Annotated in this window: 25 protein-coding genes and 2 pseudogenes; 14 read left to right on the top strand and 13 right to left on the bottom strand. The window is 68.7% G+C overall.

Annotated elements, in window-relative coordinates; all coding sequences use genetic code 11:
• Positions 1–86: 86 nt before the first annotated feature.
• Positions 87–386 carry a DUF357 domain-containing protein gene (locus tag ACYQZ5_RS10025; RefSeq protein ID WP_379732167.1) on the top strand — a complete coding sequence of 100 codons (300 nt, stop codon included), beginning with the start codon at positions 87–89 and terminating at the stop codon, positions 384–386.
• A gap of 23 nt (positions 387–409) precedes the next feature.
• Here the strand turns inward: ACYQZ5_RS10025 and cysS are convergent, their stop codons facing one another.
• From cysS to ACYQZ5_RS10010, 3 genes are all read right to left on the bottom strand, one after another.
• The gene (cysS, locus tag ACYQZ5_RS10020; RefSeq protein WP_379732168.1) at positions 410–1,888 is read right to left on the bottom strand and encodes a cysteine--tRNA ligase; all 1,479 of its coding nucleotides are present in this window, start codon (positions 1,886–1,888) and stop codon (positions 410–412) included.
• A gap of 66 nt (positions 1,889–1,954) precedes the next feature.
• Positions 1,955–2,458 (bottom strand): DUF7523 family protein, encoded by a 504-nt coding sequence (locus tag ACYQZ5_RS10015; RefSeq protein WP_379732169.1) that lies wholly within the window; start codon positions 2,456–2,458, stop codon positions 1,955–1,957.
• A 350-nt stretch (positions 2,459–2,808) separates the two neighbouring features.
• The gene (locus ACYQZ5_RS10010) at positions 2,809–3,354 is read right to left on the bottom strand and encodes a DUF7524 family protein (protein ID WP_379730853.1); all 546 of its coding nucleotides are present in this window, start codon (positions 3,352–3,354) and stop codon (positions 2,809–2,811) included.
• Between the two features lie 129 nt (positions 3,355–3,483).
• On the opposite strand from ACYQZ5_RS10010, the gene ACYQZ5_RS10005 reads away from it, so the two are divergent.
• Positions 3,484–3,687: a hypothetical protein gene (locus ACYQZ5_RS10005; protein WP_379730852.1), complete on the top strand. Its 204-nt coding sequence runs from the start codon at positions 3,484–3,486 to the stop codon at positions 3,685–3,687.
• A 6-nt stretch (positions 3,688–3,693) separates the two neighbouring features.
• Here the strand turns inward: ACYQZ5_RS10005 and ACYQZ5_RS10000 are convergent, their stop codons facing one another.
• The 4 genes and pseudogenes from ACYQZ5_RS10000 to nirK all read right to left on the bottom strand — a co-directional run.
• On the bottom strand, positions 3,694–4,089 hold the full coding sequence (locus tag ACYQZ5_RS10000; protein WP_379730851.1) for an OsmC family protein: 396 nt from the start codon (positions 4,087–4,089) through the stop codon (positions 3,694–3,696).
• Between the two features lie 84 nt (positions 4,090–4,173).
• Entirely contained in the window at positions 4,174–4,896 is a 723-nt protein-coding gene (locus ACYQZ5_RS09995) for a metal-dependent hydrolase (RefSeq protein ID WP_379730850.1), read from the bottom strand.
• Between the two features lie 117 nt (positions 4,897–5,013).
• Positions 5,014–5,355: pseudogene (locus ACYQZ5_RS09990) on the bottom strand (halocyanin domain-containing protein); the annotation flags it as partial.
• Positions 5,356–5,394: 39 nt separating this feature from the next.
• A pseudogene (nirK, locus tag ACYQZ5_RS09985) lies at positions 5,395–6,465 on the bottom strand (copper-containing nitrite reductase); the annotation flags it as partial.
• Positions 6,466–7,003: 538 nt separating this feature from the next.
• On the opposite strand from nirK, the gene ACYQZ5_RS09980 reads away from it, so the two are divergent.
• The 9 genes from ACYQZ5_RS09980 to ACYQZ5_RS09940 all read left to right on the top strand — a co-directional run bounded on the left by ACYQZ5_RS09980 (position 7,004) and on the right by ACYQZ5_RS09940 (position 17,206).
• Positions 7,004–8,899: an ABC transporter substrate-binding protein gene (locus ACYQZ5_RS09980; protein ID WP_379730849.1), complete on the top strand. Its 1,896-nt coding sequence runs from the start codon at positions 7,004–7,006 to the stop codon at positions 8,897–8,899.
• A gap of 180 nt (positions 8,900–9,079) precedes the next feature.
• On the top strand, positions 9,080–10,054 hold the full coding sequence (locus tag ACYQZ5_RS09975; RefSeq protein ID WP_379730848.1) for an ABC transporter permease: 975 nt from the start codon (positions 9,080–9,082) through the stop codon (positions 10,052–10,054).
• Positions 10,054–11,274, top strand: a complete 1,221-nt coding sequence (locus tag ACYQZ5_RS09970) for an ABC transporter permease (protein ID WP_379730847.1) — start codon at positions 10,054–10,056, stop codon at positions 11,272–11,274. The genes ACYQZ5_RS09975 and ACYQZ5_RS09970 overlap by 1 nt, the downstream gene beginning before the upstream one ends.
• Positions 11,271–12,317 (top strand): ABC transporter ATP-binding protein, encoded by a 1,047-nt coding sequence (locus tag ACYQZ5_RS09965; protein ID WP_379730846.1) that lies wholly within the window; start codon positions 11,271–11,273, stop codon positions 12,315–12,317. Before ACYQZ5_RS09970 ends, ACYQZ5_RS09965 begins: the two co-directional genes overlap by 4 nt.
• A complete protein-coding gene (locus ACYQZ5_RS09960) occupies positions 12,310–13,653 on the top strand; it encodes an ABC transporter ATP-binding protein (protein ID WP_379730845.1) in 1,344 nt (447 codons plus the stop codon). Before ACYQZ5_RS09965 ends, ACYQZ5_RS09960 begins: the two co-directional genes overlap by 8 nt.
• Positions 13,654–13,856: 203 nt before the next feature.
• Entirely contained in the window at positions 13,857–14,264 is a 408-nt protein-coding gene (locus ACYQZ5_RS09955; RefSeq protein ID WP_379818008.1) for a DUF7471 family protein, read from the top strand.
• Positions 14,261–14,770, top strand: coding sequence for a winged helix-turn-helix transcriptional regulator (locus ACYQZ5_RS09950; RefSeq protein ID WP_379818007.1), 510 nt, complete (start codon positions 14,261–14,263; stop codon positions 14,768–14,770). The genes ACYQZ5_RS09955 and ACYQZ5_RS09950 overlap by 4 nt, the downstream gene beginning before the upstream one ends.
• Before the next feature lie 68 nt (positions 14,771–14,838).
• Positions 14,839–16,143 carry a DUF7405 family protein gene (locus ACYQZ5_RS09945; protein WP_379818006.1) on the top strand — a complete coding sequence of 435 codons (1,305 nt, stop codon included), beginning with the start codon at positions 14,839–14,841 and terminating at the stop codon, positions 16,141–16,143.
• The gene (locus ACYQZ5_RS09940; protein ID WP_379732389.1) at positions 16,136–17,206 is read left to right on the top strand and encodes a DUF7350 domain-containing protein; all 1,071 of its coding nucleotides are present in this window, start codon (positions 16,136–16,138) and stop codon (positions 17,204–17,206) included. Before ACYQZ5_RS09945 ends, ACYQZ5_RS09940 begins: the two co-directional genes overlap by 8 nt.
• A 31-nt stretch (positions 17,207–17,237) precedes the next feature.
• Here ACYQZ5_RS09940 and ACYQZ5_RS09935 read toward each other — a convergent pair whose 3' ends face one another.
• From ACYQZ5_RS09935 to ACYQZ5_RS09925, 3 genes are all read right to left on the bottom strand, one after another.
• Positions 17,238–19,214 carry a S9 family peptidase gene (locus tag ACYQZ5_RS09935; RefSeq protein WP_459846036.1) on the bottom strand — a complete coding sequence of 659 codons (1,977 nt, stop codon included), beginning with the start codon at positions 19,212–19,214 and terminating at the stop codon, positions 17,238–17,240.
• A gap of 95 nt (positions 19,215–19,309) precedes the next feature.
• On the bottom strand, positions 19,310–20,335 hold the full coding sequence (locus tag ACYQZ5_RS09930; protein WP_379732194.1) for a DNA-3-methyladenine glycosylase family protein: 1,026 nt from the start codon (positions 20,333–20,335) through the stop codon (positions 19,310–19,312).
• 70 nt (positions 20,336–20,405) lie between these two features.
• Positions 20,406–21,356, bottom strand: a complete 951-nt coding sequence (locus ACYQZ5_RS09925; protein WP_459846033.1) for a mechanosensitive ion channel family protein — start codon at positions 21,354–21,356, stop codon at positions 20,406–20,408.
• 238 nt (positions 21,357–21,594) lie between these two features.
• Here ACYQZ5_RS09925 and ACYQZ5_RS09920 point away from each other — a divergent pair, with 238 nt between their 5' ends.
• A complete protein-coding gene (locus ACYQZ5_RS09920; protein ID WP_379732555.1) occupies positions 21,595–22,428 on the top strand; it encodes an MBL fold metallo-hydrolase in 834 nt (277 codons plus the stop codon).
• A gap of 49 nt (positions 22,429–22,477) precedes the next feature.
• On the opposite strand, the gene ACYQZ5_RS09915 is transcribed toward ACYQZ5_RS09920, so the two are convergent.
• The gene (locus tag ACYQZ5_RS09915; protein WP_379732556.1) at positions 22,478–23,158 is read right to left on the bottom strand and encodes a carbonic anhydrase; all 681 of its coding nucleotides are present in this window, start codon (positions 23,156–23,158) and stop codon (positions 22,478–22,480) included.
• 87 nt (positions 23,159–23,245) lie between these two features.
• Between ACYQZ5_RS09915 and ACYQZ5_RS09910 the strand changes: the two genes are divergently transcribed.
• Positions 23,246–23,719 carry a hypothetical protein gene (locus ACYQZ5_RS09910; RefSeq protein WP_379818310.1) on the top strand — a complete coding sequence of 158 codons (474 nt, stop codon included), beginning with the start codon at positions 23,246–23,248 and terminating at the stop codon, positions 23,717–23,719.
• Here ACYQZ5_RS09910 and ACYQZ5_RS09905 read toward each other — a convergent pair.
• On the bottom strand, positions 23,716–24,336 hold the full coding sequence (locus ACYQZ5_RS09905) for an METTL5 family protein (protein ID WP_379818311.1): 621 nt from the start codon (positions 24,334–24,336) through the stop codon (positions 23,716–23,718). The two genes, ACYQZ5_RS09910 and ACYQZ5_RS09905, sit on opposite strands and share 4 nt — an antisense overlap.
• Complete coding sequence (locus ACYQZ5_RS09900) at positions 24,337–24,732, bottom strand: DUF7961 family protein (protein WP_379732594.1); 396 nt, start codon at positions 24,730–24,732, stop codon at positions 24,337–24,339.
• Positions 24,733–24,930: 198 nt separating this feature from the next.
• Between ACYQZ5_RS09900 and ACYQZ5_RS09895 the strand changes: the two genes are divergently transcribed.
• The gene (locus tag ACYQZ5_RS09895) at positions 24,931–25,887 is read left to right on the top strand and encodes a transcription initiation factor IIB (protein ID WP_379732593.1); all 957 of its coding nucleotides are present in this window, start codon (positions 24,931–24,933) and stop codon (positions 25,885–25,887) included.
• Positions 25,888–25,899 lie beyond the last annotated feature (12 nt).

Raw genomic sequence — 25,899 nt, 5'->3', positions numbered from 1 at the left:
GCGGGTATGTAGGTTATGCTGTGGGCACTTAGGGGATGACGACACGCTCCGACAGCCTTACCGCCGGCGGGCCTGACCCCCCGACCATGGCCGCCGATCTGGAGGAGAAGACCGACCGCTACGGCGAGATGCTCGCGGACGCGTTGGCCGCCGCCGAGCCCGCGGCACCGCCGGGGACGCCGCTGGGCGAGGCCGCCGCCGAGACGTACGAGATGGCCGACTCCTACCTCGACGACGGCCGGCACTTCCGCGAGGCCGACGACCCCGTGAACGCGCTGGCGTCGTTCTCCTACGGCTACGGCTGGCTCGACGCGGGCGTCCGGTTCGGGCTGTTCGAGATCCCGGAAGACACGGAGTTGTTCACGACCGACGCGGGCGGCGAGTAGTCGACCCGTCCCCGCGACGGGTATCAGTCGAAGCGGTACGACGGCCCGTCGTCGCTGTCCTCGACTTCGACACCGAGCGCCTGCAGTCGGTCCCGGAGGTCGTCGGCGCGCTCGTAGTTGCCGGCGTCGCGCTCCTCCTCGCGCACGTCGAGCACCAGTTCCACGAGGTCCTCGGCGATCTCGGCCTCGCCCTCGGTCACGTCGCCGAACTGGAGGCCGAACACGCCCTCGCCGTACTCCTCGAAGAACTCGATCGCATCCCGGAGCGCGGGGTAGTCGTAGGGAGCGCCCGCCTCGACGTGGCGGTTCACCGCGTTCGCGACTTCGAGTAGCTCCGCCATCGCCTCGCGGGCGTTGAGGTCGTCGTTCATCGCCGCCTCGAAGCCGGCGCGGGCCGCGGCGAGGTCGTCGCGGAACTCGCTGTCCTCCGTCTTGGTGAGCGCGTCGGCGTCGTCGGCGTGCTCGACGGCGGTCTCGTAGGCTCGTTCGAGTCGTTCCCAACGCCGACGGGCCTCCTCGATCGTCTCCTCGGTGTAGGCCTGCTGGGAGCGGTACTCCGCGGAGGCGTAGAACGTCCGGAGCACGTTGGTTCCGAACTCCCGGACTGCGTCGCCGACGGTGAAGTAGTTGCCCAGCGAGGAGGACATCTTCTCGCTGCCGGCCTGCATGAAGCCGACGTGGAGCCAGTAGTTCGCGAAGCGCTGGCCCGTCGCGGCCTCGCTCTGGGCGATCTCGTTCTCGTGGTGCGGGAAGACGAGGTCCTGCCCTCCCATGTGGATGTCGAGTGTGTCGCCGAGGTGGGTCATCGACATCGCGGAGCACTCGATATGCCAGCCGGGGCGCCCCTCGCCCCACGGTGACTCCCACGTCTGCCCCTCGGGGAGTTCGCCGTCGTGCTCGTGCTTGCGGTGTTCCTCGACCGCGTCGGCACCGACGCCGCCGGCCTTCCAGAGCGCGAAGTCGGCGGGGTTGCGCTTCTCGGCTCGCTCGTCGGGGTCGCCCTGCTCCTCGAGTTCGTCGACGGTCTGGTTCGAGAGCTTTCCGTACCCCTCGAACTCGCTCACGTCGAAGTACACCGAGCCGTTGGATTCGTAGGCGTACCCCCCCTCGATCAGCGTCTCCACGAGCTCGACGATCTCCGGGACGTGCTCGGAGACCCGGGGGTACACCTCCGCGCGCAGGAGGTTCAGGTCCCGCATCCGGGAGAGCACCTCGTCGGTGTAGTGGCGGGCCACGTCGGCCTCGCTCTCCCAGTCCTCGCGCTCGCCGACGCGGGCCGTGATCTTCTCGTTCACGTCGGTGACGTTCTCGACGTGGCGCACGTCGTACCCCTCGTGGGCCAGCCAGCGGTGGAGGATGTCCGCCTGCACCCAGAGGCGCGCGTGGCCGAGGTGGGGATCGTCGGAGACCGTCAGCCCGCAGACGTACAGCAGAACCGCGTCGCCGCTCGGCTCGAACTCCTCGCGATCGCCCGACAGGGTGTCGGTCAGCGACAGGGTCATGGAGGAAGGTTCTCCAGCCGGCGGTTTGAAGCCGTCGGAACCGGGACTCGCGCCGGCCGCGCCGGCTCAGGCGGGCACTCGGGCGAGCGCGTCCTCGACCGCCCGGAGCGTCGCCACCCCGTCCCGTCGATCGACGACGACCAGCAGCGTCCCGTCGGCGACTGCCGCGGCAGCGGCGTCGATCCCCTCGGCGTCGAGGCGGGCACAGACTCCCCCGAGCGCGGTCGTATCGACTTCGCCAGTCGCGACGACAGCCGTCATCGACCCCGCGTCCGGGCTGACGGCGACGCCACCGACTGAGAGCAATGGATCAGTGGTCTCCTCGCTTGCCGAGTCGACGACACCAACGCCGCTCTCCATCCGGACGCGGGCGTCGCTGTCGGCCGTTTCGAAGTCGGGCAGCTCGTCGGCGAACCGTCGGAGCGCGGTCGCGACGGCGTCGGTGTCGGCGGCGCCGTCGACGTCGAGGAACTCGGCGGCGGCGGTGTAGTTGAGCACGCCGGCGCGGAGCGAGAGCAGGAGGAACGGCTGCTCGCGGACCGCGTCGCGGGTGGCGGCTGCGGTGGACATGGCCGGAACTGACGACGGCGACGGCAAAAGTCCATCCACCCGGCGTGGCTATTCTGGTGGTGGCGTCCGGTGTCGGCTGGCCGGCGGTTGCGGTGGCGCGGTGGCGGTTGCGGTGCGGTGGACGCCTCGCGGCGGCCGACCGTCGGCCGCCGCGGGGGGAGGGGTGGGGACTCGGTGCTGCGCCGTCGACGAGAGCGAAGCTCTCGTCTGCCAATCAGAAATCTATGATTTCTGATGGCGGGCCTCGTGTCCGGCGCACTGCGGTCGCAAGTGGTCAACGATAGAGTTGCTGTCGCGGTTGCCGTCCCAGCAGTCAACGACCGAGAAAAACTCCGACTCCCGACAACTAATCACGTCAACGCCACGACGACCCCGACGACGGTGACCAGTGCGACGAACGCCGCGGCGGCGACGACGACCGCACTCTCGATCAGCACGGCGACGAGGACCGCAGCCAGCAGCGCACCGCCGGCGAGCACCAACAGGCCGACCGACTCGGCGTCGAGCGCCTCCCGGATCGACGGTTCCGACTGTGGCTGCCCGAGATCCTCGTCGACGTCGATCCCGTATCCCTCGGCGCGGGACGGCTCGACCCGGAGGTCGACGTGCTCGGCCTCGTTCCCGTAGCCGGTGGAAACCGTGAGCGTCCCCGTGACTGGCTGGTCGACGTCGGCGATATCCACCCCGACGCGGGCGGTCGTCTCCCGATCGACGTACTCCGTCTCCGCCCGGAGTTTCGCCGCCCGTGCCAGCGACTCGTCGAGCGCGAGGTGGACGTGCGCCCCGCCGCCGTGGTTCACGAGCGCCACGTCGAACGGGCCGTCGGCCACGAACGACGCCGGCGCGTCGATGGCGCGGGGGCGCTCTCGGTTGAGGTGGATCTCGAGTGCCGACACGTTCGTGGGTGGGACCCCTGAGAGCAAAAGCCTTCACCCGAGAGCGGGGGAGCAAGAAAACCAGTTCAGACGCCCGCTGCGGGGTGTTTTCGGGAAAGATTTATCTCCGACCCGTCGCACTCTCCGTGTATGGGCACGAGTACCACACCGCCCGTCGTTCGCGACGAGGCGTCGCGAGATCAGGGGCCGGACCTGTCGCCGGTCGGCACCGACCTCGTCATCGCCGACGGCGAGGTGATGACCTACGCCGAGTACCGGCGACGGGATGCGGACGCCCGCGAGCGGACGACGACGGTCGACCGCCGCGAGACGACCCTCGTGGTCGAACGCTGACCCGCCTCAGAACGCGTCGCCTTCGAACGTCGTCTCCGCGTGGAGGTCGCTCTTGAGCGCGTCGTGGACCTTACAGAGGTCGAACGCGCGGTCGATCGCCTCCTCGCCCTCCGCTTCCGTCACGTCGGCGCCGACGGCGATGTCGAAGTGGATGCTCTCCAGCTTGTCGTCGTCGTTGAGTTCGCCCGTGATCGAGAGCTCGATCTCGCCGAGTTCGCCAACGTCGCGCTGCTTGGCGCCGACGCGCAGCGCCGGAACGTAGCAGGCGCCGTAGGAGGCGAGCAACGACTCCAGCGTGTCGGGCGCGGACTCGCCGCCGGGGTCGATGTCGACGGAGAAGTCGCGGATCTCGGTCGTAGAGGCGTAGCCGTCCTCGGAGACAGTGGTGACTTGTTTGCTCATCGCGGCCGAGGGTTGGACCGTTCGGGGCCTAAACCTTACTGCCCCGGCCGGCCCGCCGCCCGCCGGCTGTCGGTCCGCCGGCCGTCACTCGGCCAGCGTGTAGCTCTCGTCGCCGTCGAGGACGACCACGTCGGCGTCGCTGCCCGTCGCCTTCACCTCGCGGACGAACTCGTCGGTGTCGATCTCGATCGGCGGGAAGGTGTCGTAGTGCATCGGGAACGCCACGTCGACGTCGATCCAGTCGACCGCGACCGCGGCCTGTGCCGGCCCCATCGTGAAGTGATCCCCGACAGGCACCGCGGCGGCGTCGGGTTCGAGGAACGTCCCGATCACGTCCCGCATCTCGGAGTGCAGCGACGTGTCGCCGGCGTGGTAGAACGTGGTGGTGTCGGCGTCGGACTCCTGTGTGGGCTTCTTGTCGCTGATCACGAAGCCGGCGGGCATCCCGCCGGAGGCGCCGTAGCCCGTGTCGAGACCGTTGGTGTGGTCGGCGCGGACCATCGTGACGAACGCGTCGCCGAGTTCGACCGTGCCGCCGAGGTTCATCCCCGTCGACTCCTCGATGCCGTAGTTGTCCGCGAGATACCCCGTGATCTCGGGCGTGGAGACGAAGTGGCTCCCTCCGAAGCGGTCGACGTCGCCGATGTGGTCGGCGTGCCCGTGCGTGATGAGGACGTGATCCGGGTCGAGCTCCTCCGGATCGGTGTCGGTCTTGGGGTTGTCGAAGAACGGATCGATCAGGAGCTCGGTGTCGTCGACGGTCACTGCCCAGGTCGAGTGGCCGTACCACGTGAGTTCGAAGGTCATTACGGCCGTGGCTACGGCCTCACCGACCCTGAATGTTTCTGCCGTGTCGGAAGGTCAGGATGGCTGAGACGAACTCGCTGTCGCGCCCGGACCGCGCTGAAAAGGGAGTGCGGCAGTTTACTCGACGACGACGGCGCCCTTCATCCCCATCGTCTTGTGGGGCATGCAGTAGTACTTCGTCGTCCCCGTGCTGTCGAACGTGTGGCTGAACGTGTGGCCGCCCTCGTCGGTGAGGTCGCTCGCGAAGGAGCCGTCGTCGGCCTGCACGTCGTGGCTGCCGCCGTCGCCGGTCCACTTCCAGGTCACCGTCGTCCCGGACGAAACCGAGATGGCGGCCGGACCGAAGCCGAACGCGCCGCCGTTGGCCTGCGAGCCGACCTGTACGGTCACCTCGTCCTCGCCGGTCCGGTCGACGACGCCGTCGTAGTTCTCGACGTCGTCGAACCAGCCGTCGAACTCGGCGGGACCCTGACTCCCGCCGCTGGTCTCCGTCCCGGCGTCGAACACGTCGGGGTTGGGCTCGCCCTGAACGTCGATGACGGCCAGCGCGCCCTTCCGACCCACTCGGGTGAGCGCGTGGTCGACGATCTTGATCGGCCCCGGAACGGGCGTGTGCAGCGACGTGATCGTCGCCGATCCCGGCTTGACCGGCGTCGTCTGGATGTTCCGGTGGACGTCGCTGCCGATGCCGCCCTGTGGGTACACCTCGTCCCAGACCGAGCCGATCGGGTGGAGCGAACTGTCGAGGTTCGGCCCGCCGACCACGTAGTAGACGCGGGCGGTCTCCCCCGTCTCCATCTGCATCTCGTTGTAGCCGTCGGGACCGATGGCGTACTTCTCGCCGTTGATGAGGACGTACGTCGGCTCCTCGTCCTTCATCGCCTCGAAGTCGAAGTCGTGGTGGCCCTCCTCGCCGTGGTCACCGGTGGTGTAGAGCTCGTGCTGGCCGAGGTAGAACTCGTGGTCGACCTCGGGCAGCCCCTCCTCCGGCTCGATCAGGATGGCCCCGAACATCCCGCTGGAGATGTGGTAGTCCATGTTCGGCACCGCGCAGTGGTACGTGAACAGGCCGGGGTAGGTGGCCTTGAACGTGAACGACTTCGTCTCCCCCGGGGCGACCGTCGTCGCCTCGGCGCCGCCGCCCGGCCCGCGGACGGCGTGCAGGTCGATGTTGTGGGGCATCGAGTTCGACTCGTCGTTCGTGACGGTCATCTCGACGTGGTCGCCGACGCGGGCCCGGATCATCGGCCCCGGAATCCGCCCGTCGAAGCTCATGTACGTGTAGGTGACGCCGGGCTCGACCTCCGCCACCTGTTCGAGGGTGGTCAGCTCCACGCTGACGGTCTTCGGGCTGTCGCGGTCGATCGGGTTCGGGATCGCCGTCGGGTTCGCCGCGACTCGCTCGGTGTCGATCGATTGTTTTCCGTTCATCTTCGGGGATTGGGGGGTCGTCTCCGTCGTCTCTTCCTCAGCCGGGGGGGCCGAGATACAGCCGGCTGCGGCCGTCGCGCCGGCCGCGCCGAGACTCTGCAACACGCGCCGTCGGGTAGTGGTGGGAACGGAGGTCATCGTCGATCACATCTGGAACATGGCACCGGAGGGATATATGGGGGGATGCCGATTCTCAATTTCTTAGAAACCGCGGGATAGAGGCGCCCTATCGACACATCTGGGATAAATCCCCCACGGTATGTGGGGGGCTGGAAGTGGGAGGGGTCGACGACGCCACGGCGCCAGCGGTCCATCGTCGCGTACGCCACCCCTCACTCCCGAGAGCGGCCAGTACACCCAATGAGAGTCCACCGGCGGGCAGCCGACCTCACCGACGAGGGGGAACGGTCGCGATCGCCAGTCGAAGGGGCACGTTCGACCGGACCGTCGCGACCGAGGCGCTCCGCCGGGGCCTACGACGTCGGACTCGTTGCCTCCGAGGAGAAGACCGAGCAGGTGGAGTTCCTCGTGACCGCGTTCGGCGGGGCGTTAACCGCTCGGCCGCCGTCGGCCCCGCGGCGTGTCGGCCGACGATATATAGGGAGTACCTATGAGTAAAGCAACCATGGTACTGAACGACAGTTTTATATTGGGTTTCCGGCAATACGCAGAGCACATGTCTGACCTTACCAAGCATGGTGACGACGGCCACCCGAAGATGAACCGTCGACGGTGGCTACAGGGTCTCGGAATTGCTGGCGCGGCCGGTCTTGCCGGCTGTACGGACGGCGGCAGCACCGATACGCCGACCGAGAGCGCGACCGAGGTCGATCCCGGAGCGACCGACGAGCCGACCGAGACGGGGACGCCGCGTCAGGAGCTTCCCGAGCGGACCGGCCCGTACCGCCGAACGATCGCCAACGCGGCGTCGACGCTCAACCCGCTCTACAACAACGTGGACGGGGTCGGCACGCTGATCGGCTACACGCTGGACATGGGGTACACGTTCATGCCCGGCACGGAGTACCTCCCGCAGCTCTACGACCTCTCCTCGGACAACGGGGAGGTCTGGGTCGCGGAGCTCCGTGACAACCTCATGTTCGGCGGCGAGTACGAGCGGCAGGTGACCGCCGAGGACTTCGTCTACCAGGTGCAGGAGATTCACCAGGGCGGCTGGGCCGGCACTCCCGACGCGCCCAACTGGCCGTCGGAGTACAACATCGAGCAGACCGGCGAGCTGGAGTTCCAGATCGAGCTCCCGGGGCCGAACGTGCTCTACCCCGAGTCCTACGAACCGCTGCTGTACCCGATCCCCAAGGAGATCATGGAGCCGTACGTTGCCGAGGAGGACGCCCAGGGTCTCCAGGAGGACGAGGACCTGCTCGAACTCACGTTCACCGGGAACCTCGGCGCCTACCAGCTCGACGAGTGGAACCGGGGCAGCGAGCAGATCTTCTCGCGCAACGACGAGTACTACCTCCGCGAGGCGACCGACGTGGACCCGCTGTTCGAGGAGGCGCCGTACTTCGAGGGGATCGAGTCCCAGGTCGTCCAGGAGGAGGCCTCCCGGCTCGGCGCCCTCGAGACGGGCGAGTCCGACGTGGCCGGCCTCCCGCCGAACCGCGTCTCGGAGTTCCAGGAGATGGAAAGCGTCGACGTGAACATCACGCCGACGCCGTTCCAGAGCCTCATCACCTGGAACATGCGTGACAACGGCTGGAACACCGGCCCGGGCAACCTCTTCCGCGACAAGTCGTTCCGACAGGGCCTCGCCTGTGCCGTGAGCAAGAACCAGGTCGTCGAGGGGATCTACCGCGGCTTCGCGGACCCGGCGTACACGTTCCAGCCCGAGTGGTCCACGTTCTACCCCGAGGACGACTCCGCGATCGAGGAGTTCGGGACGGGGGACCTCTACGGTCCCGAGCCGGCCCAGAGCCGCATCCAGGACGCGATCGAGGACACCGACTACAGCTACGACGGGCAGGGCCGCCTGCTCAACCCCGAGGGCGATCAGTGTACGATCACGCTGCACCACTCGGCGTCGTCGAACACCAACCAGTCCCTCGCGGAGTTCATTGCCCAGGAGTACGAGGAGAACGCGGGGATCGTCGTCGAGACGACGGCGACCCAGTCCTCGCAGTTCCTGACCAACTACTTCCAGCAGGAGGCGCCCGAGGGCGAAACCGAGTGGAACGCCGGCCCGTTCAACCGCGGCCCGCGTGACGTGACCAGCGCCGAGTCCTGGGACATGAGCGTCATCTACGGCTACAACACCTACCCGCTCAACCCGACGGTCAGCGACGTGTTCTTCCTGCAGGACGGGAGCACGAACCCGCAGGGGTACTACCCGCAGTGGGACGCCGAAGGCCTGTACCAGCAGGCGAACAACGCGACCAGCCGGGAGGAGCTCGCCGAGGCGATGGAGGAGATCTTCATCAACCTCAACCAAGCGCAGCCGATCGGGATGCTGACGTTCAGTGCCGACACCGTCGGCTACGCCGCAGACATCGAAGGGCCCATCGAGGACTTCTTCAGCGGCTGGGACTTCCCGGCCTGGTACCGGCAGGGCTGATCACCGACGGCGGTGAATTCTTTCGGGAGTCACGGGTCGGCTACCGAAACACACATTGTTCGAGATGCGGTACAGAGACACACCCAGTGTGACAACCGGCACCAGTGGATCGACGGCGGTGACGGTTGTCGCCAGCGGATACAGCGATTTCGGAGACAGACACACATGAGGATCTAACATATGGGAATGGAATGGTACATCGTCCGACGGGTCGCGTGGGCGGCCATCGTGACGTTCATCATCGTCTCGATCACCTGGGGGTTGATGATGGCGGCGCCGAACCCCAACGTCCAGCAGGCAGTGACACAAGCGGCGCTCGCCGGTGACAACCCCGAAGAGGCGGCCGAGCGTGCCGAGGAACGGTTGGGACTCGACCGCCCGGCACACGTGCGCTACATGGACTACGTCGTCGGCATCTACACGTTGCACTGGGGGTGGTCCGACAGTCGCAACCAACCGGTGACGGCGGCGCTACTCGAGGCGCTCTACTACACCGCCCAGTACTCGGTCCCGTGGACGATCTTGACTATCTTGATCGGCCCGCTCGTGGGGCTGTACTCGGCAGCTAACCAGTACAGCTGGAAGGACCACGTCGCGACAGGCTTCGCCTTCTTCGGCTATGCGATCCCGAACTTCTTCTTCGGGATCATCCTGTTGCTGATATTCGGGGTGACGTTGGGATGGATCCCCGTGATATACAACACCGACGTGGGGGTGTTCAGCGTCGAGAACGCGATCCAGCTGTCGGTGCCGGTGTTCGTGCTGGTCACGGGTTCGATCGGCGGGATCATGCGCGTCTCGCGGAACGAGTCCGCCGAGTACGTCAACGCTGACTTCGTCAAGACCGCGCGGGCGAAGGGGGTGTCGACGTACAAGATCTACTTCCAGCACATCCTCCGTCCGACGATGGTACCGCTGTCGACGACGATGGTGAGCCAGCTGCTGGCGCTGTTCACCGGCGCCTCGCTGCTGGTCGAGGTGGTGTTCAGCATCCCCGGACTCGGGACGACGCTGTTCCGAGCGATCACTTCGCAGGACACGAGCCTCGTGCTCGGCTCGACCCTGTTCTTCACCTTCGTCGCGACCATCGGGAACCTGCTACAGGACCTGGTGTACACGATGCTCGACCCGCGGATCAGCTTCGAGGACCGATAATGGCGACGGACAGAGCTACCTTCGATCAAGTCGACTGGGACCAGATCACCGAGGAGTCCGACCGCGAGCTGTCGGTGAACTTCCTCGGCACCGTCGTGTCGCTGGGCGTGCTGGTGCTGTTGATGCTGTACGATCACTTCCTGGTGACCGGCAGCTACGACAGCATGCTCGGCCTCGATCTGGGTGGGCAGTACACGCCGACGTTCGCGCCGATCGGCTGGAACTACGACGTGACCCAGCTCGACTGGCTGTTCGCGGTGTCGCTGGTGCTGTTCGGGTTCTACGTGGTGCTGCCGCTGTACCAGAACGCCCGGATGACGAAGTACTACTGGCGGGAGATGAAGCGCAACCGCCCGGCGATGGTGAGCCTGGGCTGGCTGATCTTCATCTTCGTCATCGGCGTGCTGGGGCCGATCGTGATCCCGGCGCCGGAGTCGGAACTGTTCCTGAAGTACCAGCCGCCGGTGTTCATGGAGATCTCCCAGAACTACCCGATCAACTGTGTCGGGCCGGTCGTCGACGGCGCCTGTCAGGGGACGATGCAGTACCCGCTGGGGACGACCCAGAACGGCAAGGATATCTTCAAGATCATCATCTACGGGATGCAGATCAGCATGAAGATCGGCTTCATCGCGACGCTGATCGTCATCACCGTCGGGACCGCCGTCGGGACGGTGTCGGCGTACGCGGGCGGCCTCGTCGACGAGGTGCTGATGCGCTGGGTCGACATCCAGCAGTCGTTCCCGACGTTCATCCTCTACCTGCTGATCCTCTACATCTGGGGCGGCGGGCTGTTCCTGTTCATCGTCCTCTTCGGGCTGTTCGCCTGGGAGGGGACCGCACGCTACGTGCGGAGCAACGCGCTCGCGAAGACGGAGGAGGAGTACATCAAGGCGACCCAGCTCAGCGGCGCGAGCACCTACCGGATCATCCGGGCCCACATCGTGCCCAACAGCGCGAGCAGCATCATCACCAACATCACGCTGCTGGTGCCGGCGTTCATCCTCGCGGAGGCACAGCTCGCGTTCCTCGGCCTCGGTGACTCGGCGGTCCCCTCGTGGGGACAGCTGATCTCCGCGGGCCGGAGCGACCTCGGGTTCGCCCCGTGGATCACGCTGGCGCCCGGGATGTTCCTCTTCTTCACCATCTTGGCGTTCAACTTCCTCGGGGACGCCCTCCTCGACGCACTGAACCCCGAAGCCGACGCGGAGTCAGAATGATGACAGACGAACCACTACTCACGGTCGAAGGACTCACGACGGAGTTTACGACGGACAAGGGAACGCTCGTCGCCGTCGACGGTATCGACTTCGAGATCCCCCGCGGCGAGACGGTGTGTCTCGTCGGCGAGTCGGGATCGGGAAAGACCGTCGCCAGCGAGTCGATCACGCGTATCGTCCCGACGCCCCCGGGCGAGGTCTCCGGGAGCGTGAAGTTCGACGGGCAGGAGGTCACGACGATGAGCGAGTCCGAACTGGAGGAGATCCGCGGCGGGCGGATCGCCCACATATTCCAGAACCCACAGGACGCGCTCAACCACTGCTACACGGTCGGCTGGCAGATCGTCGAGGCGGTCCAGACCCACGAGCCGGACGTCTCCAAGCAGGAGGCCCGCGAGCGCGCGGTCGAACTGCTCAACGACGTGGGCGTCGCCAACGCGGCCGCCCGGCTGGACGACTACCCCCACGAGTTCTCCGGCGGCCAGAAACAGCGCGTGATGATCGCGATGGCGCTGGTCACCAATCCCGACCTGCTGATCGCCGACGAGCCGACGACCGCGCTGGACGTGACGGTGCAGGCCCAGATTCTGAACCTGCTCGAGGACCTGCAGGAGGAGTACAACATGTCCATCCTCTTCGTCACCCACGACCTCGGGGTCGTCGCCGGCATCGCCGACCACGTCGTCGTGATGTACGCCGGGAAGGTGATGGAACGGGGCACCGTCACCGAGATCTTCGAGGACCCCTCCCACCCGTACACGCGTGCGCTGCTCGAGTGTCTGCCCGGGCAGGCCCGCGCCGCGGAGGGGATCCCGGGGACGCTCCCCTCGCCGATCAACCCGCCCGACGGCTGCCGGTTCGCGCCGCGGTGTGACTACGCGGTCGAGGAGTGCACCGCCGGGGAGCAGCCGCCGGAGGAGCCGCTGTCGGACACCCACGCCGTCTCGTGTGTCCACTACCAGCAGGGGTACGATCCCTCGACGGTGAAAGAGGAGATCGTTCAGGACGACGGCGCGACCACCGGGGGTGTCACCAGTGACTGACGAACCGCTGGTCTCCGTCCGGAACCTGAAGAAGCACTACCCGATCACCGAGGGGGTGCTCTCCCGGCAGGTCGGCGCCGCCAAGGCCGTCGACGGGATCAGCTTCGACATCGCCGAGGGGGAGACCCTCGGCCTCGTCGGCGAGTCCGGCTGCGGGAAGTCGACCGCGGCGTCCTCGATCATCCGGCTGGAGGAGGCCACCGACGGCGAGGTCATCTTCAACGGCGGCGGCCGCGCCGGCCGCGAGCGGAACGCCGACGGCACCCACCCCAACGACGTGACGAAGTTCGACGACGAGGAGCTCAAGGCGTTCCGCCGGGACGCCCAGATGATCTTCCAGGACCCTTCCTCCAGCCTCGACCCGCGGATGACCGTCGGGCGGTCGGTCGCGGAGCTGCTGATGGTCCACGGGATGACCGACAAGCAGCGCCGCCGGGAGATCGTCGAGGACCTGCTCGAACGCGTTGGACTCGAGGCGGACTACTACGACCGCTACCCCCACGAGTTCTCCGGCGGGCAGAAACAGCGCATCGCGCTGGCGCGCGCGCTCGTGCTCAACCCCGAGTTCATCGTGGCCGACGAGCCGGTCTCCGCGCTCGACGTGTCGATCCGCGCGGAGATCCTCTCGCTTCTGAACGACATTCAGGAGGAGTTCGGCCTCTCGATGCTGTTCATCAGCCACGACATGAGCGTCGTCCGGGAGGTCTGTGACCGCGTGGCGGTGATGTATCTGGGCGAGATCGTCGAGATCGGCGACACCGACGAGGTGTTCTCGAACCCCCAGCACCCCTACACCGAGGCGCTGCTGTCGGCGATCCCGCGGCCGGACCCGTCGGACCAGCGCGAGAACATCGAACTCAAGGGGACGGTCCCCAGCCCCATCTCCCCGCCGTCGGGCTGTAAGTTCCACACGCGCTGTCACATGGTGATCCAGTCCGACGAGTACGACCTCGAACAGGAGGACTGGCGGGCGCTGCTGACGTTCCGGGATAAGGTTCGGGCCGGCGAGATCGACCCCGAGGGGATCCGGGAGGCGCTCTCCCCGCCCGACGCCGACCCGTCGGTCGTCGACGACGAGACGGTCGAGGACGAACTCAGGATGGAGTTCGAGCTCCCCGAGACGCTCGCCGACGACGACGCCGAGGCGATCGTCGACCGCGCGCTCGACGCGCTCACCGACGGCGAGATCGAGACGGCCGAGGACGAGCTCTCGACGTTCACCACGCCCTGTGAGGAGGAGGAACCCGAGGAGACCGACCACGGGAACGGCCACCTCTCGGCGTGTCTGCGCAACAAACCCGACACCGAACACGGCGCCCCGCTCGCCGACGACTGAGCGGCGCGCTCAGCGCTCTTCTGCTGTCTGGACCCGTTCCGCCGTAGCCGCACGTCGAGGTGATCGACGCCGCAAGGGTGCCGTCCTCGTCGTACGTCGCCCGTCACCTCGTGGTCGGACATTCCCGTGGGTCGGGTCGAAGGCCCATATCGGTCGTACGGGCCGGGGCGGTTGCCGGCCGTCGACGCGGGACCGAGAGGGGTATGCCCGTCGAGGCGCAAACGGGGGTGATGCTCTCCGGGATCGGCGCCCCGCTCGCGGCCGGCGTCCACGGGCAGGACCCCGCGATGTTCGTCCTGCTCTCGCTGGCGGCCGCCCTGACCGCCGTGGTCGCCGGCGTCGCGATCGCGGCGTTCGTCCGGCGGCGCTCGCGGCGCTACCTGCTGATCGCGCTGGCGCTGTCGACGCTGCTCGCCCGCAGTGCGGTCGGCGTCGGCGCCTACCTCGGGACGATCGGCCCGGGGCTTCACCACACGCTCGAACACGCGCTCGACGTGTCGATGGCGGCGCTGGTGATCGCCGCCGTCTACCTCGTCGGCAAGCCGACGTACTCGGACGCGACCCGGGCCGACGGGAGCGATCGGGACGAGGACGGAGGGGACGACCGATGAGCGAGATCCGTGAGCGACTGCTCGAGCACGTCCGGGACCACCCGGGCCGGCACGCCAGCGCGCTGGGCCGGGAGTTCGACCTCGCGAGCGGGCAGTGCCAGTACCACCTGCGGCGGCTCCGCCGAGCGGGCAGCGTCGTCGCCGACGAGCGGTACGGCCGCACCCACTACTTCCCGCCGGGGTACGACGAGCGCGAACGCGAGCGGATCGCGCTGGCCCGGCGGGAGACCGCCCGAGCAGTTCTCGCGGCGCTGCTCGCGGGGGAGACGCCCGCTGCCGCGCTGGCCGATCGGCTCGACGTCGCCCGGAGCACGCTCTCCTACCACGTCGACCGCCTCCGCGGGGCCGCGCTCGTCGACCAGCGCCGCGACGATCGCGGCCGGGTCCACCTCTCGCTCGTCGATCCCGAGGCCACGCGGTCGCTGCTCGCGACGGTCGACCCCGACGCGGGCGACCGGCTCGTCGACCGCTTCACCCGGCTGGTCGACGAGCTACTCGACGGGTAGCGCCGGTCTCGGCGGCGTTTCGACAGTCGCACCAGAACCCACTTTCCCGTCCATCCCCTACCCCACGTATGAGCGACTCCCACGGGATCGACCGCCGCGAGTTCGTCAAGTCCGCCGTCGCGATCGGCGGCGCGGCGGCGCTGTCGGCCTGTCTGAACCGGGGGCCGGAGATCGACGTGCCGCGAGGCCCCGAGGAGCCCGGTTCCGCGTTCCCGGAGCGCCAGCACGCCTGGAACGAGTTTCTCCCGACCACCGAGGAGGGGAACAACCACCACCCGCGCCACCGCGTGCTGCTCCCGCTGGACTACGGCGACGGGACGCCGACCGACGCCGAGCGCGAGGCCGTCGAGGCGGCGCTGACCGGCGTCGAGCGCGCCTACGAGCGCTCGGCCGCGGGGCTGCTGCTCACGGTCAGCTACTCGCCGTACTACTTCGACCGCTTCGACGCCGACCTGCCCGAGAGCGTCGACCTGCCCGAGCCACGGGCGCTCTCCTCGTTCGAGAACCCGAACTCCGACGACCCCGACGCGATCGTCCACCTCGCGAGCGACCACGGCGAGGTCGTGATGGGCGCCGAGGAGGCGCTGAAGGGCGAGATCGACGAACTCAACGGCGTCTCTCAGCCCGACGCCGCGCTGACGGACGCGTTCTCGATCCGCGAGCGCCGGACCGGCTTCATCGGCGACGGCCTCCCCGCCGAGAATCAGGACGTCGACGGCGTCCCCGACGACGGCCCTGTCCCGGAGGACGCGCCGCTGTACATGGGGTTCGAGTCCGCCTACGAGGGGAACCAGCCCACCGAGGACCGCGTGACGATACAGGAGGGACCTTTCGCCGGCGGCACGACCCAGCAGCTCTCGACGCTGACGCTGAACCTGAACCAGTGGTACGAGCAGGACACCCGGAAGCAGCGCGTCGCGAAGATGTTCTGTCCCCACCACGCCAACAACGACGTCGTCGAGGGCACCGGCGAGAACCTCGGCACCGACCCGCGGATGGACGACTGCGCCGATCCGATGGACAGCGCCCGGAGCGACGGCGTCGTCGGTCACGGCCAGAAGATGGTCGACGTCCGCGAGGACGACGCGCCGATCATCCTGCGCCGGGACTTCGACTCGACCGATCAGGGCCGTGCGGGCGTCCACTTCCTCTCGCTGCAGCGCGAGATCGCCGACTTCGTGACGACCCGGGAAGCGATGAACGGCGAGGAGATCGACCGCAACTCCGCGGTCGGCCAGCGCACCAACAACGGGATCCTCCAGTACATCAACACGGTCCGCCGGGGGAACTTCCTCGTCCCGCCGCGCTCGCTGCGTGCGCTCCCGCCCGCGAACCCCGAGGCCGCCGAGGACGCGGAGGTGGCCCATGCGTAGGCCGTCCCGCCGGTCGTTCCTCGCGGGCGTCGGCGCCGCCGGTATCGGGAGCGTCGCGGGCTGTCTGGGGTTCGAACTCCAGTCGGGCAACCGCGAGCCGCCGCTGGTGGAGAACCGCCCCGACGGCGTCTACTACCCCACCCACACCGAGGGGATGCTGATGGGCGGGATGGCCAGCGACGGCGGGTACAGCTGTGCGCTGACGTACAGCTTCCCGCACCGCTTCTGGACGATCACCGGCAGCGACACCACGCAGGTCGAGGTCGGCTCGGACGACGCGCTCCACCTCATGCCGTTCCTCTGGCACAGCGAGACCGGCGTCGTCCCCTCGGACGTGAACCCCTCGGTCGACGTGACCCGCGACGGCGAGTCGGTCGTCAGCGGGCTCAACCCCTGGGCGATGCTCTCCCAGAACATGGGCTTTCATTTCGGCGACAACGTCGAACTCCCCGAGCAGGGCGAGTACGACGTGACCGTCACGGTCGGCGAGGGAAGCAGCCGCCGCACCGGCTCGCTGGCGGAGACTGAGTCGGCGAAGTTCGAGTTCACGATCGACTACCAGCGATCCGAACTGCAGGCGGTGCCGTTCACCGACATCCCCGAGGCCCGGCAGGGGACGCTCGGCGCCGTCGAGCCGATGGAGATGGACATGGTGCCTGTGAGGCAGGTCCCGGTGGTCGACGACCTGCCCGGGATGGGCCACGGAACGACCGAGAGCGGTGACGCCGTGCTGGCGGTCCAGAGCCTCGACGACGCGGCGCGCTTCGACGGCAGCGAGGATCAGCAGTACCTCGCGGTCTCGCCGCGCACGCCGTACAACCGCTTCCCGCTGCCGCTGATGTCGCTGTCGGCGACGCTTTCCCGTGATGGCGAAACCGTGTTCGATGACTACCTCTACGAGTGGATGGATCCGGATCTGGGCGTCCACTACGGCGCGGTCGTCGACGGTGTCGAGTCCGGCGACGAACTCACGATCAGCATTGGCACGCCCCCACAGGTCTCCCGGCACGAGGGGTACGAGACCGCGTTCCTGAACATGCCCGACGCGACGTTGACGCTCTGAACGGTCGCGAAGTTGCTTTCTCGGTGCCGCGCTACTCCACCCGTTGCACCGACCGCTGCCCCTCGTGGAGTCCGATCTCGGGGATCTCGTCGGCTGGCTCGAAGCCGAACGTCCGGCCGTAGAACGCGAGTTCGAGTTCGAGCGCGCGCCGGCTCGCCTCCGCGGTCCGGAAACCGTGGCGCTCCTCGGGGAACAGCGCGTAGGCGTAGGGTGTCTCCGTCGCGACCAGCGCGTCCACCATATCCTCGGCCTGTTCCTGCGGAACCACGCGGTCCTCGCCGCCCTGTAGGAGCAGCAGCGGCGCGTCGATCTCCTCGGCGTGGAACGCCGGCGACCGTTCCTCGTAGGTCTCTCGCGCCTCGGGCAGCGGGCCGACCAGCCCGTCGAGGTAGCGCGACTCGAACTTGTGGGTCCCCGTCGCGAGCGCCTCGAGATCCGCGACGCCGTAGTGGCTCGCGCCGGCGTCGAACGTGTCGTGGAACGCCAGCGCACAGAGCACCGCGTAGCCGCCGGCGCTGCCGCCGGTGATCGCGAGGCGGTCCGGATTCGCCCGACCCGTCTCCGCGAGGTACTCCGCGGTGTCGACCACGTCGGCGGTGTCGAGCACCCCCCACTCGCCCTGCAGCGCGTCGCGGTACGCGCGGCCGTAGCCCGTCGAGCCGCGGTAGTTCACGTCCGCGACCGCGAAGCCGCGGGTCGTGAAGAACTGGATCGCGAGATCCGCGACGGGCAGCGTCTGGCTCGTCGGGCCGCCGTGGACCATCGTCACCAGCGGCGGGTCCTCGCCCTCGGGCGCGCGCTCGTCGGCGTTCGTCGGCGGGTAGTAGTAGGCGTGGGTCGTCTCGCCGTCGCGGGTCGGCACGTCGACGTGCTCGGGTTCGGCGACCATCTCCTCGTCCAGATCGAGCGAGAACGACTGCTGGAGGGACGTCGGTTCGTCGTCGCCGGCCGTCAAGCGCGCGACGGTCGCCGGCGTCTCGGGACCGCCGGCGACGAACGCCAGCGCCTCGCCGTCGGTCGCGATCCGGGCGTGAGGGTACGCCGAGTACGGGAGGCCGGCCTCCCGGAGTTCGTCGTCCTCGTCGAGCAGACAGAGCGACCACTCGCCGTCGCTGTTGCGGAGCACCGCGACGCGGCCGTCGTCGAGAAACGCGTACGTCGCCGAGCCGAACGACCACTGCGGGACGCCGAACTCCGCGTCCTCGGGCGTTCGATTCCGCGGCTCCTCCTCGCCCGCGGCGTCGAGTTCGTAGAGGTTCCACCAGCCGGTTCGGTCCGAGACGGCGTGGAGCCGACCGTCGGGACTCCAGCCAGGCTGGAACACCGACTCCTCGGGGCCGCCCATAACCACGCGCTCCCCGGAGAGGGAGCCGTCGTCGCCCACGTCGGCGACGTGGAGTTCGGTGCCGTCCCACGGCATCCGCGGGTGGTCCCACGTCGTCCACGCGAGTCGCTCGCCGTCGGGGTCGAGCCGCGGGAACGAGTAGAAGTCGTGGCCCGAGGCGACGACGGCGGGCGCCTCGCTGCCGTCGGCCGGGAGCGTCACGAGTTCGTTGATCACGCTCTCGGCGTCGTCGCCCTCGTGGCGCTCCCGGACCGCGTAGAGGCGTTCCCCGTCGGGACTGACCTCCACGTCGGCGTAGCGGTGGCCGCGTTCGGTCTCCGGCTCGGGGGTGATCGGCGTCGGCTCACCGTCGGGGTCGAGCCGGTAGAGCCGCTGATCGTCGAACGCGGCGTAGAACACGGTACCGTCCTGCACCGCGAAGTCGCCGCCGCCGTACTCGTGGACCAGCGTGCGCACGTCGGCGTCCTCGGGCGTGACTTCGGCGGGATCGCTGCCGTCGCCGTCGGCGCGGACGACGACACCTCGTCCTTCCTCGTCGGGCCGGCGTTCGAGCCAGTAGACGCTGCCGTCGTCGACCGAGACGGGGCCGAAGCGGAGCGTGTCGGCGGCCACGTCGGCCGCGGCGACGGGCGACTCCCACTCGCCGTACGGGGTTGTGGACATGCGCGTCGCTTCGGCGGACGCCGGCTTGACAGTTCGGGTGGACGAGGGTGTCGCCGATTCGGTTCGAGGTGTCGTCGCCGGTTCGGCGAGGGTGGTCAGTCGCCGTCGGTGCGGAGGTGGTGGAACACGTACGTCTGGGCGTAGCCCGCGTACGCGTCGGGGCCGCTCTCGCCGAACGGCTCGTCTCGTTCGGGCAGGCCGGCGCCGAGGCGCTCCCGGATCGACCGCGAGGTCTCGGCGTAGTTGCCGCCCTCGCAGTCGGGGAAGTAGTCGCCGATGGCGGTCTTGATCCACGTGTCAAGCGGGATTGCCTGCAGGTAGCCGAGCGAGAACAGCAGCACGCAGTCTGCCACCTTGTCGCCGACGCCGACGAACTGGGTGAGTTCCTCGCGTGCGTCCTCGTACGGCAGGCCGCGCGCGTCGCGGGGGTGGGCCTCCCCCGAGGCCACCATCTCGGCGGTGCGCTGGACGTACGGCGCGCGGTAGCCCAGGCTCAGATCCCGTAGTTCGTCCTCGGTCCGCGCGGCCAGCGCCTCGGGCGTCGGGTAGGCGTACAGCGTCCGGTCGCCCAGATCGACCGGCGTGCCGTAGCTCTCCCGGAGCGACCGCTGCATCCCGAAGATCCGGCTCACGCGCATCTGTGCCGAGCAGATGAAGGAGATCAGGCAGGGGAAGGCGGGATCCCGGACGAGCCGCAGCCCGCGGTAGCGGTCGTACGCCCGCGAGAGCAGCGCGCCGTCGTCGGTCGCGTCGTAGATCGCCGCGAGGTCGTCGTCGAGCCGGAGGAGATGTGTGAGGATCGACTCGCCGTCGACCGACTCGGTCGGTGCCGCGGGATCTGCGTCGTTCCCTGTGTCGGCCGGAACACCGCCGGCCTCCCACTCGATCGTCCCGTCGTCGACGCCGCCACGCTGCCGGGCACGGACGACCGTGGGCTGGTCGACCAGCCCCGGCGTCGGCGGGAGGACGGTCTCGTACCACGCATCGCCGCCGTGGGCGGCGGACTCGGTGTAGCCGTCGCCGTCGGCGCGCTCCCAGAGGTAGCTCTGCCCGCTCTCCAGCGTCGACTGCAGGTCGAACGGTCCGTCGAGTGTCGAAACGTCGATGCGGCCCGACTCCATTATCGGGCGGAGGCCGGCGGCGGGTTTCCCGGTTTCGGTCCCGTCAGCCGCCGGGGGCGGCCGGTCCGTCTCAGCGGTTCCGGCTGACCGGGAAGCGGACCCGATCGGGCGCCTCGTTGAACCGACCGAGGATCCGTTCGTACAACTGGTTCCGGGTCCGGGTCGCCCGTCGCGGGTCCACGAGGTAGCGCAGGCGGAGTTCCACCCACGACTCCTGCTGGACGACGTTCACCGTCGGCTCCTCGTCGACGGAGAGTTCCACCGCGGTCTCGCTGAGTTCGTCGCGGTAGCGCTCGACCCGCCGGCGCATCTCGTCGCCGAGCAGCGCCTCGGCCTCCTCGACCATCACCTCGCGGGCGTAGGGGAGTTCCGTCTCGTATGCGACCTGTACCGAGAGCTCGTTCCAGACGAACTCGCCGCCGGCGCCGCCGAACGTCGTGAGATCCGAGGAGAGCACCACGCTGTTGGGCACCGTCACGCGCCGGCCGGAGGGCTGATTGGTGGAGACCAGTTCGCCGCCGACCTCCCAGAGCGTGGTGACGAGGAAGTCAACCGCGACCACGTCGCCTTTCACGTCGCCGATCCGGACGCGGTCGCCGACGCCGTAGGGTCGTTTGGCGGTGATGTACACCCAGCCGAGCAGCGAGAGCAGGGGCTGTTGGAGCGCAAAGGTGATCGCGAAGCCGACGACCCCCAGCGAGAACAGCACGCCCAGCCACTGGTCGGTCAGCGCGCCGAGGGCGCCGACCAGCCCGACGACGCCGAACCCTAACCGAAGGACGTTCCGCAGGTCGTGCTGCCGGCGCTTGGTCGCCCCGCGCGTGAGCCACGAGAACACCAGCCGGTAGCAGCCGAACACGACGGCCGTGAACGAGAGCGCGAGCAGCGCGCGGGCCACCAGCGGATCGAGCGGCGTGTCGCCGACGGCCACCCCGAGCGGCGCCGTCGTCGCGACGTACCAGCCGGTGACGCCCGCGACGACGGCGACGACGATCGCGCCGAGAAACGATGATCTGCTCACTCTCTCCCGGCGTGTCCGGAGCGACAAAAACCTCGCGTCGGAGTTACCCGTCGAACAGCTCCCGGCCGGCGCCGTCGGTGACGGCGCCCGCGGCGTGCTCCATCGCGTGGCGCATCTCGGCGAACGCGGCGGTGTCGCGTGTGGAGGGTCGCATGACACGAACTCACACGGTCCTCCCTTGAGTATCTTCGGGGGGTATGGCACAACGGCTATGGGACGCCCGGCCCCATTCCGTCCCATGACGACGAGCGACTGGGGCGACTGGCTCCCCCGCGCGATCGAGTCGGCCGATCCGGACTCCGTCGCGGTCTGGTATCTCGGCTGTAACGGGTTTGTGTTGAAGGGGAGCGAGGGGACGACGCTGTTCGTCGATCCCTACGTAGGCACCGGCGACCCGCCGCGGACGGTCCGGATGATCCCCGTCCCGTTCGATCCCGCGGACGTGACCGATGCCGACGCGGTGTTCGCGACCCACGAGCACAGCGACCACGTCCACGGCGAGTCGCAGGCGCCGATCCTCGAAACTACGGGCGCGCCCTTCGTCGCTCCCGACGCGTCGATCGCGGCCGCACGCGAGGCGCAGTCGTGGGAAGACCGCTGGGCGCTCGACGACGGCCAGTTCCAAGAAGTGGCCGAGGGCGACGTGCTGGAGGTGGGCGAGTTCACGGTCCACGTCGTCGAGGTGAACGACCCAGACGCCGAGCATCCGGTGGGGTACGTGTTCGAACACGAGTCCGGGACGGTGTTCCACCCCGGCGACTCGCGGCCGGCGGACTCCTTCGGGCGGCTGGGCCGAGAGTTCGACATCGACCTCGGGATCGTCGCGTTCGGGAGCGCGGGGATGATCCCGGACAAGGAGACGCGGGAGCCGACGTACACCAAGTGGTACAACGACGAGGGGGAGGCCGTCGAGGCCGCGAGCGCGCTCCGGGTCGACCGGCTGCTGCCGACCCACTGGGACATGTGGAAGGGACTCACCGCCGACCCGACCGCGCTCCACGAGCACGTCGACTCCTTCGAGCACCCGCGGTCGCTGGAGCTGGTCGAGATCGGCGACCGAGTCGATATCTGATCGGCGGCGAGGCCGAGGAGCGATCCGAGACCGCCGCCCGGTTTCGCGTTCAGTACGTCCAGAGCCGCTGCACCCGGGAGTCGATCGCCGGGTGGCGCTCGCGGAGCCGTTCGGGGTCGGTCTCGCCGTCGACGTTGATCACGTGGACCTCCCCCCGCTGGCCGCCGTAGACGTCTTGGAAGTCGTACACCGCGCCGACGACCTGCACGCGGTCGTCGACGTCCTCGCTGTCGCGCAGGAACTCGACCTGTCGGTCGACGTTGTACTCGACGAGCCGGTTCACGGCCTCGTCGTGGTCCAGCCCGTCCGGGAGCTTCTCGAGGCCGGACTCCAGCCCCGGCGCGAGCAGGTCGATGCAGTGTTCGATCCCCGGCGGCTCCGACACGCCGTCGGTGAGCTGGTCGTACGTCGCCGTCACCGCCCCGCAGCCGGTGTGGCCGAGGACGACGGCGAGGTCGGTGTCGGTGTGTGCCAGCGGGTAGAGCACGTCGCCGGAGACTCGCTGGCCGGCGTCGGTCTGCTGGACGACGCGGTTCCCGATGTTCCCACAGCTGAACAGGTGGCCCGGCTCGTCGTTCCCCCAGACGTGATCCTGCAGCACCCGGGAGTCCGAACAGCAGACCGTCACCGCGTCCGGCTGCTGTCCGTGCTGGAGGTCGTCGAACCGATCGTCGAACGCCGCGGCGTGGTCGGCGTTGCGGTCCAGCATGTCGAGGAACGTCTCGTCCATGTGCGACCCCGCGGTCCGTCGTCAAATAGCTCCGACGATCCGCGCCGGCCCGAAACAGTTAGGACACTGACTCAACGATCCAGTGACGTGTCTCGGCTCCACGGGCAGTCCGCCCGGATCACGCTCGCGCTCGTGGGGGCCACTGCGGTCGTCGTCGCCGAACTCGCCGCGATCGCGCTCTCGGTCGGCCTCTCCGCGGCGGGAGTCGTCCCGCGCTCCGCATCGCTGCTCCCGATCGTGGTCGTCAGCCTCGCCGCGGCCGCGCTCGCGGTCGGGGTTCGTCGCCGCGCCGGCGGGAAGGCGTCGCTCGCTGTCTCGGGGGTCGTGCTGATCGTCGCCGCGCCGGTCACGGCGTTCGGCGGCGGCTGCGGGCTGGCCGACCGGGGGGCGATCCTGTTCCGGAGCGGCGTCCGCATCGGCGTCGCCGTCGGCGACTGCGTGACGTTCTCCAACGGCGCGTTGCTGGTGCTCGGCTACGGGCTGCTGTCGGCCGGGCTCTGGCTCGCGGCGGACGAGCTACCGAACGTCGGTCGGTTCAGGTCCCCGAGACGCGCCGACTAACGCCACTCGATCCGGAACACTTCGACCTCGATCTCCGCCCGCTCGCGCTCGTGGTGTTCGTACAGCCGCGGGATCTCGAACTCCGCGGCGAAGGCGTGGGTCACCTCGCCGCCCTCGTCGTCGGCGAACGACTCGACGAACTCGCGGCTCCCGGCGTTGTGGATCGAGTAGGAGACGCCGGCGACCGACGCCGCGGTTTGGAGAAACGCCCGATCGGCGCCTTCGTTGCCCGACTGGGCGCCGAACGGCGGGTTCGTGACGGCCGTTGCGACCGAGTTCGCGGGGAGCGGCGGGTGCGTCGCGTCGGCGCGGAGCCAGTCGACCGCCGTTTCGGGGGCGACCGCGCGTTCGTTCTCGCGCGCGACCGCGAGCGCGTCGGCGTCGCGTTCGAGTCCGAGCACCCGCGCGGGATCGCGACAGGCGGCCGCGAGCGCGAGGAGTCCCGTGCCGGCACCGAGGTCGAGCACCGTTCGACCGGCGATGTCGCCTTGGAGATCCGCGAGGTGGAGAAGGTGAGCCGCGAGGTCCGGCGGCGTCGGGTACTGTTCGAGGGCCACGTCGGGGTCGCGGAACCCCGCGAGCCCGTGGAGTCGTTCGGCCAGCGCCCGTTTGCCCATTCAGGCCGCCACGTCGAGACCGTCGACCGAAAGGGTGACGCCTTCCCGGCGGGCGCGCTCCTCGAGCGCCTCCAGCGCCGGGCGGACCTTCTCGGGGTCGCTCACGTCCTCGATCTCGACGCGGACGACGCCGACGCCGAGGAACGCGCCCGCCCGAACCACGTCACGCAGGCGGTCGGCCTCCTCCTGCGTCGCGAGCGAGCAGTCCTCGGCGAAACAGGCCTCGACGGTGAGTTCCGCGGGCTGGTACCCTTCGGTGGCGAGTTCGGCCTTCAGCTCCCGCAGGTACTCCGGGGCGGTCGTCGACAGCGACGACGCGGTGAGTTCGACAGGCTCGACGTTCGACGGGCGACAGGAGTCCACTGCCGATTCGACGCGCGTGGGGCTCGTGCTCATACGACTCCATAGCCACTGGTTATCCAAAAAGGTTTCTCAATACGCAGTAGTAATCAGAGACGGGCGACTACCGGCCCGCCGGGGCGACAGGTGGGATGCGGCAAGAATTCCCGGACTCCGCCACGTACGGCGATTAGTTCTGTGCTCATGTTGAGGACGGAAAAAGTCTTATCTGTCGGGGTCACCAGAAACCTTTTAATGGAACGTCCGAGCCGGGAGCGACAGCGGGAGTCGGAGGACGAGGAGGAGTCGGCCGACGAAGTTCTCACCTGCCCGGAGTGTGGGTCAGACGAGGTCGTCACCGACGACGACCAAGGCGAGCTCGTCTGCGACGACTGCGGACTGGTGCTCGACGAGCGCCAGATCGACCGCGGCCCGGAGTGGCGGGCGTTCAACCACTCCGAGCGCCAGAGCAAGTCCCGGGTGGGTGCGCCGATTACCGAGACGATGCACGACCGCGGGCTGACGACGACGATCGACTGGAAGGACAAGGACGCCTACGGGCGGTCGCTCTCCTCCGAGAAGCGCAGTCAGATGCACCGCCTGCGGAAGTGGCAGGAGCGCATCCGGACGAAGGACGCCGGCGAGCGCAACCTCCAGTTCGCGCTCTCGGAGGTCGACCGCATGGCCTCCGCGCTGGGCGTCCCGCGATCGGTCCGTGAGGTCGCGTCGGTGATCTACCGCCGCGCGCTCAACGAGGACCTGATCCGCGGGCGCTCGATCGAGGGCGTCGCGACCGCCGCGCTGTACGCCGCCTGTCGGCAGGAGGGGATCCCGCGCAGCCTCGACGAGGTGGCGGAGGTCTCCCGCGTCCCCCAGAAGGAGATCGGCCGCACCTACCGGTACATCTCCCAGGAGCTCGGCCTCGAGCTCAAGCCGGTCGACCCCAAGCAGTTCGTCCCGCGGTTCGCCTCCGAACTCGGCCTGAGCGAGGAGGTCCAGTCGAAGGCGACCGAGATCATCGACGTCTCCGCCGAGCAGGGGCTGCTCTCGGGGAAGTCCCCCACCGGGTTCGCCGCCGCGGCGATCTACGCCGCCTCGCTGCTCTGTAACGAGAAGAAGACCCAGCGCGAGGTCGCCGACGTGGCGCAGGTGACGGAGGTCACCATCCGGAACCGCTACCAGGAACAGATCGAAGCGATGGGCTTCCGGTAGCCCGCACGGTCC

The sequence above is a fragment of the Halolamina salina genome (assembly GCF_054653455.1).
The sequence above is the reverse complement of the archived record's forward strand: the minus strand, read 5'-3'. Positions and strand labels throughout refer to the sequence as shown.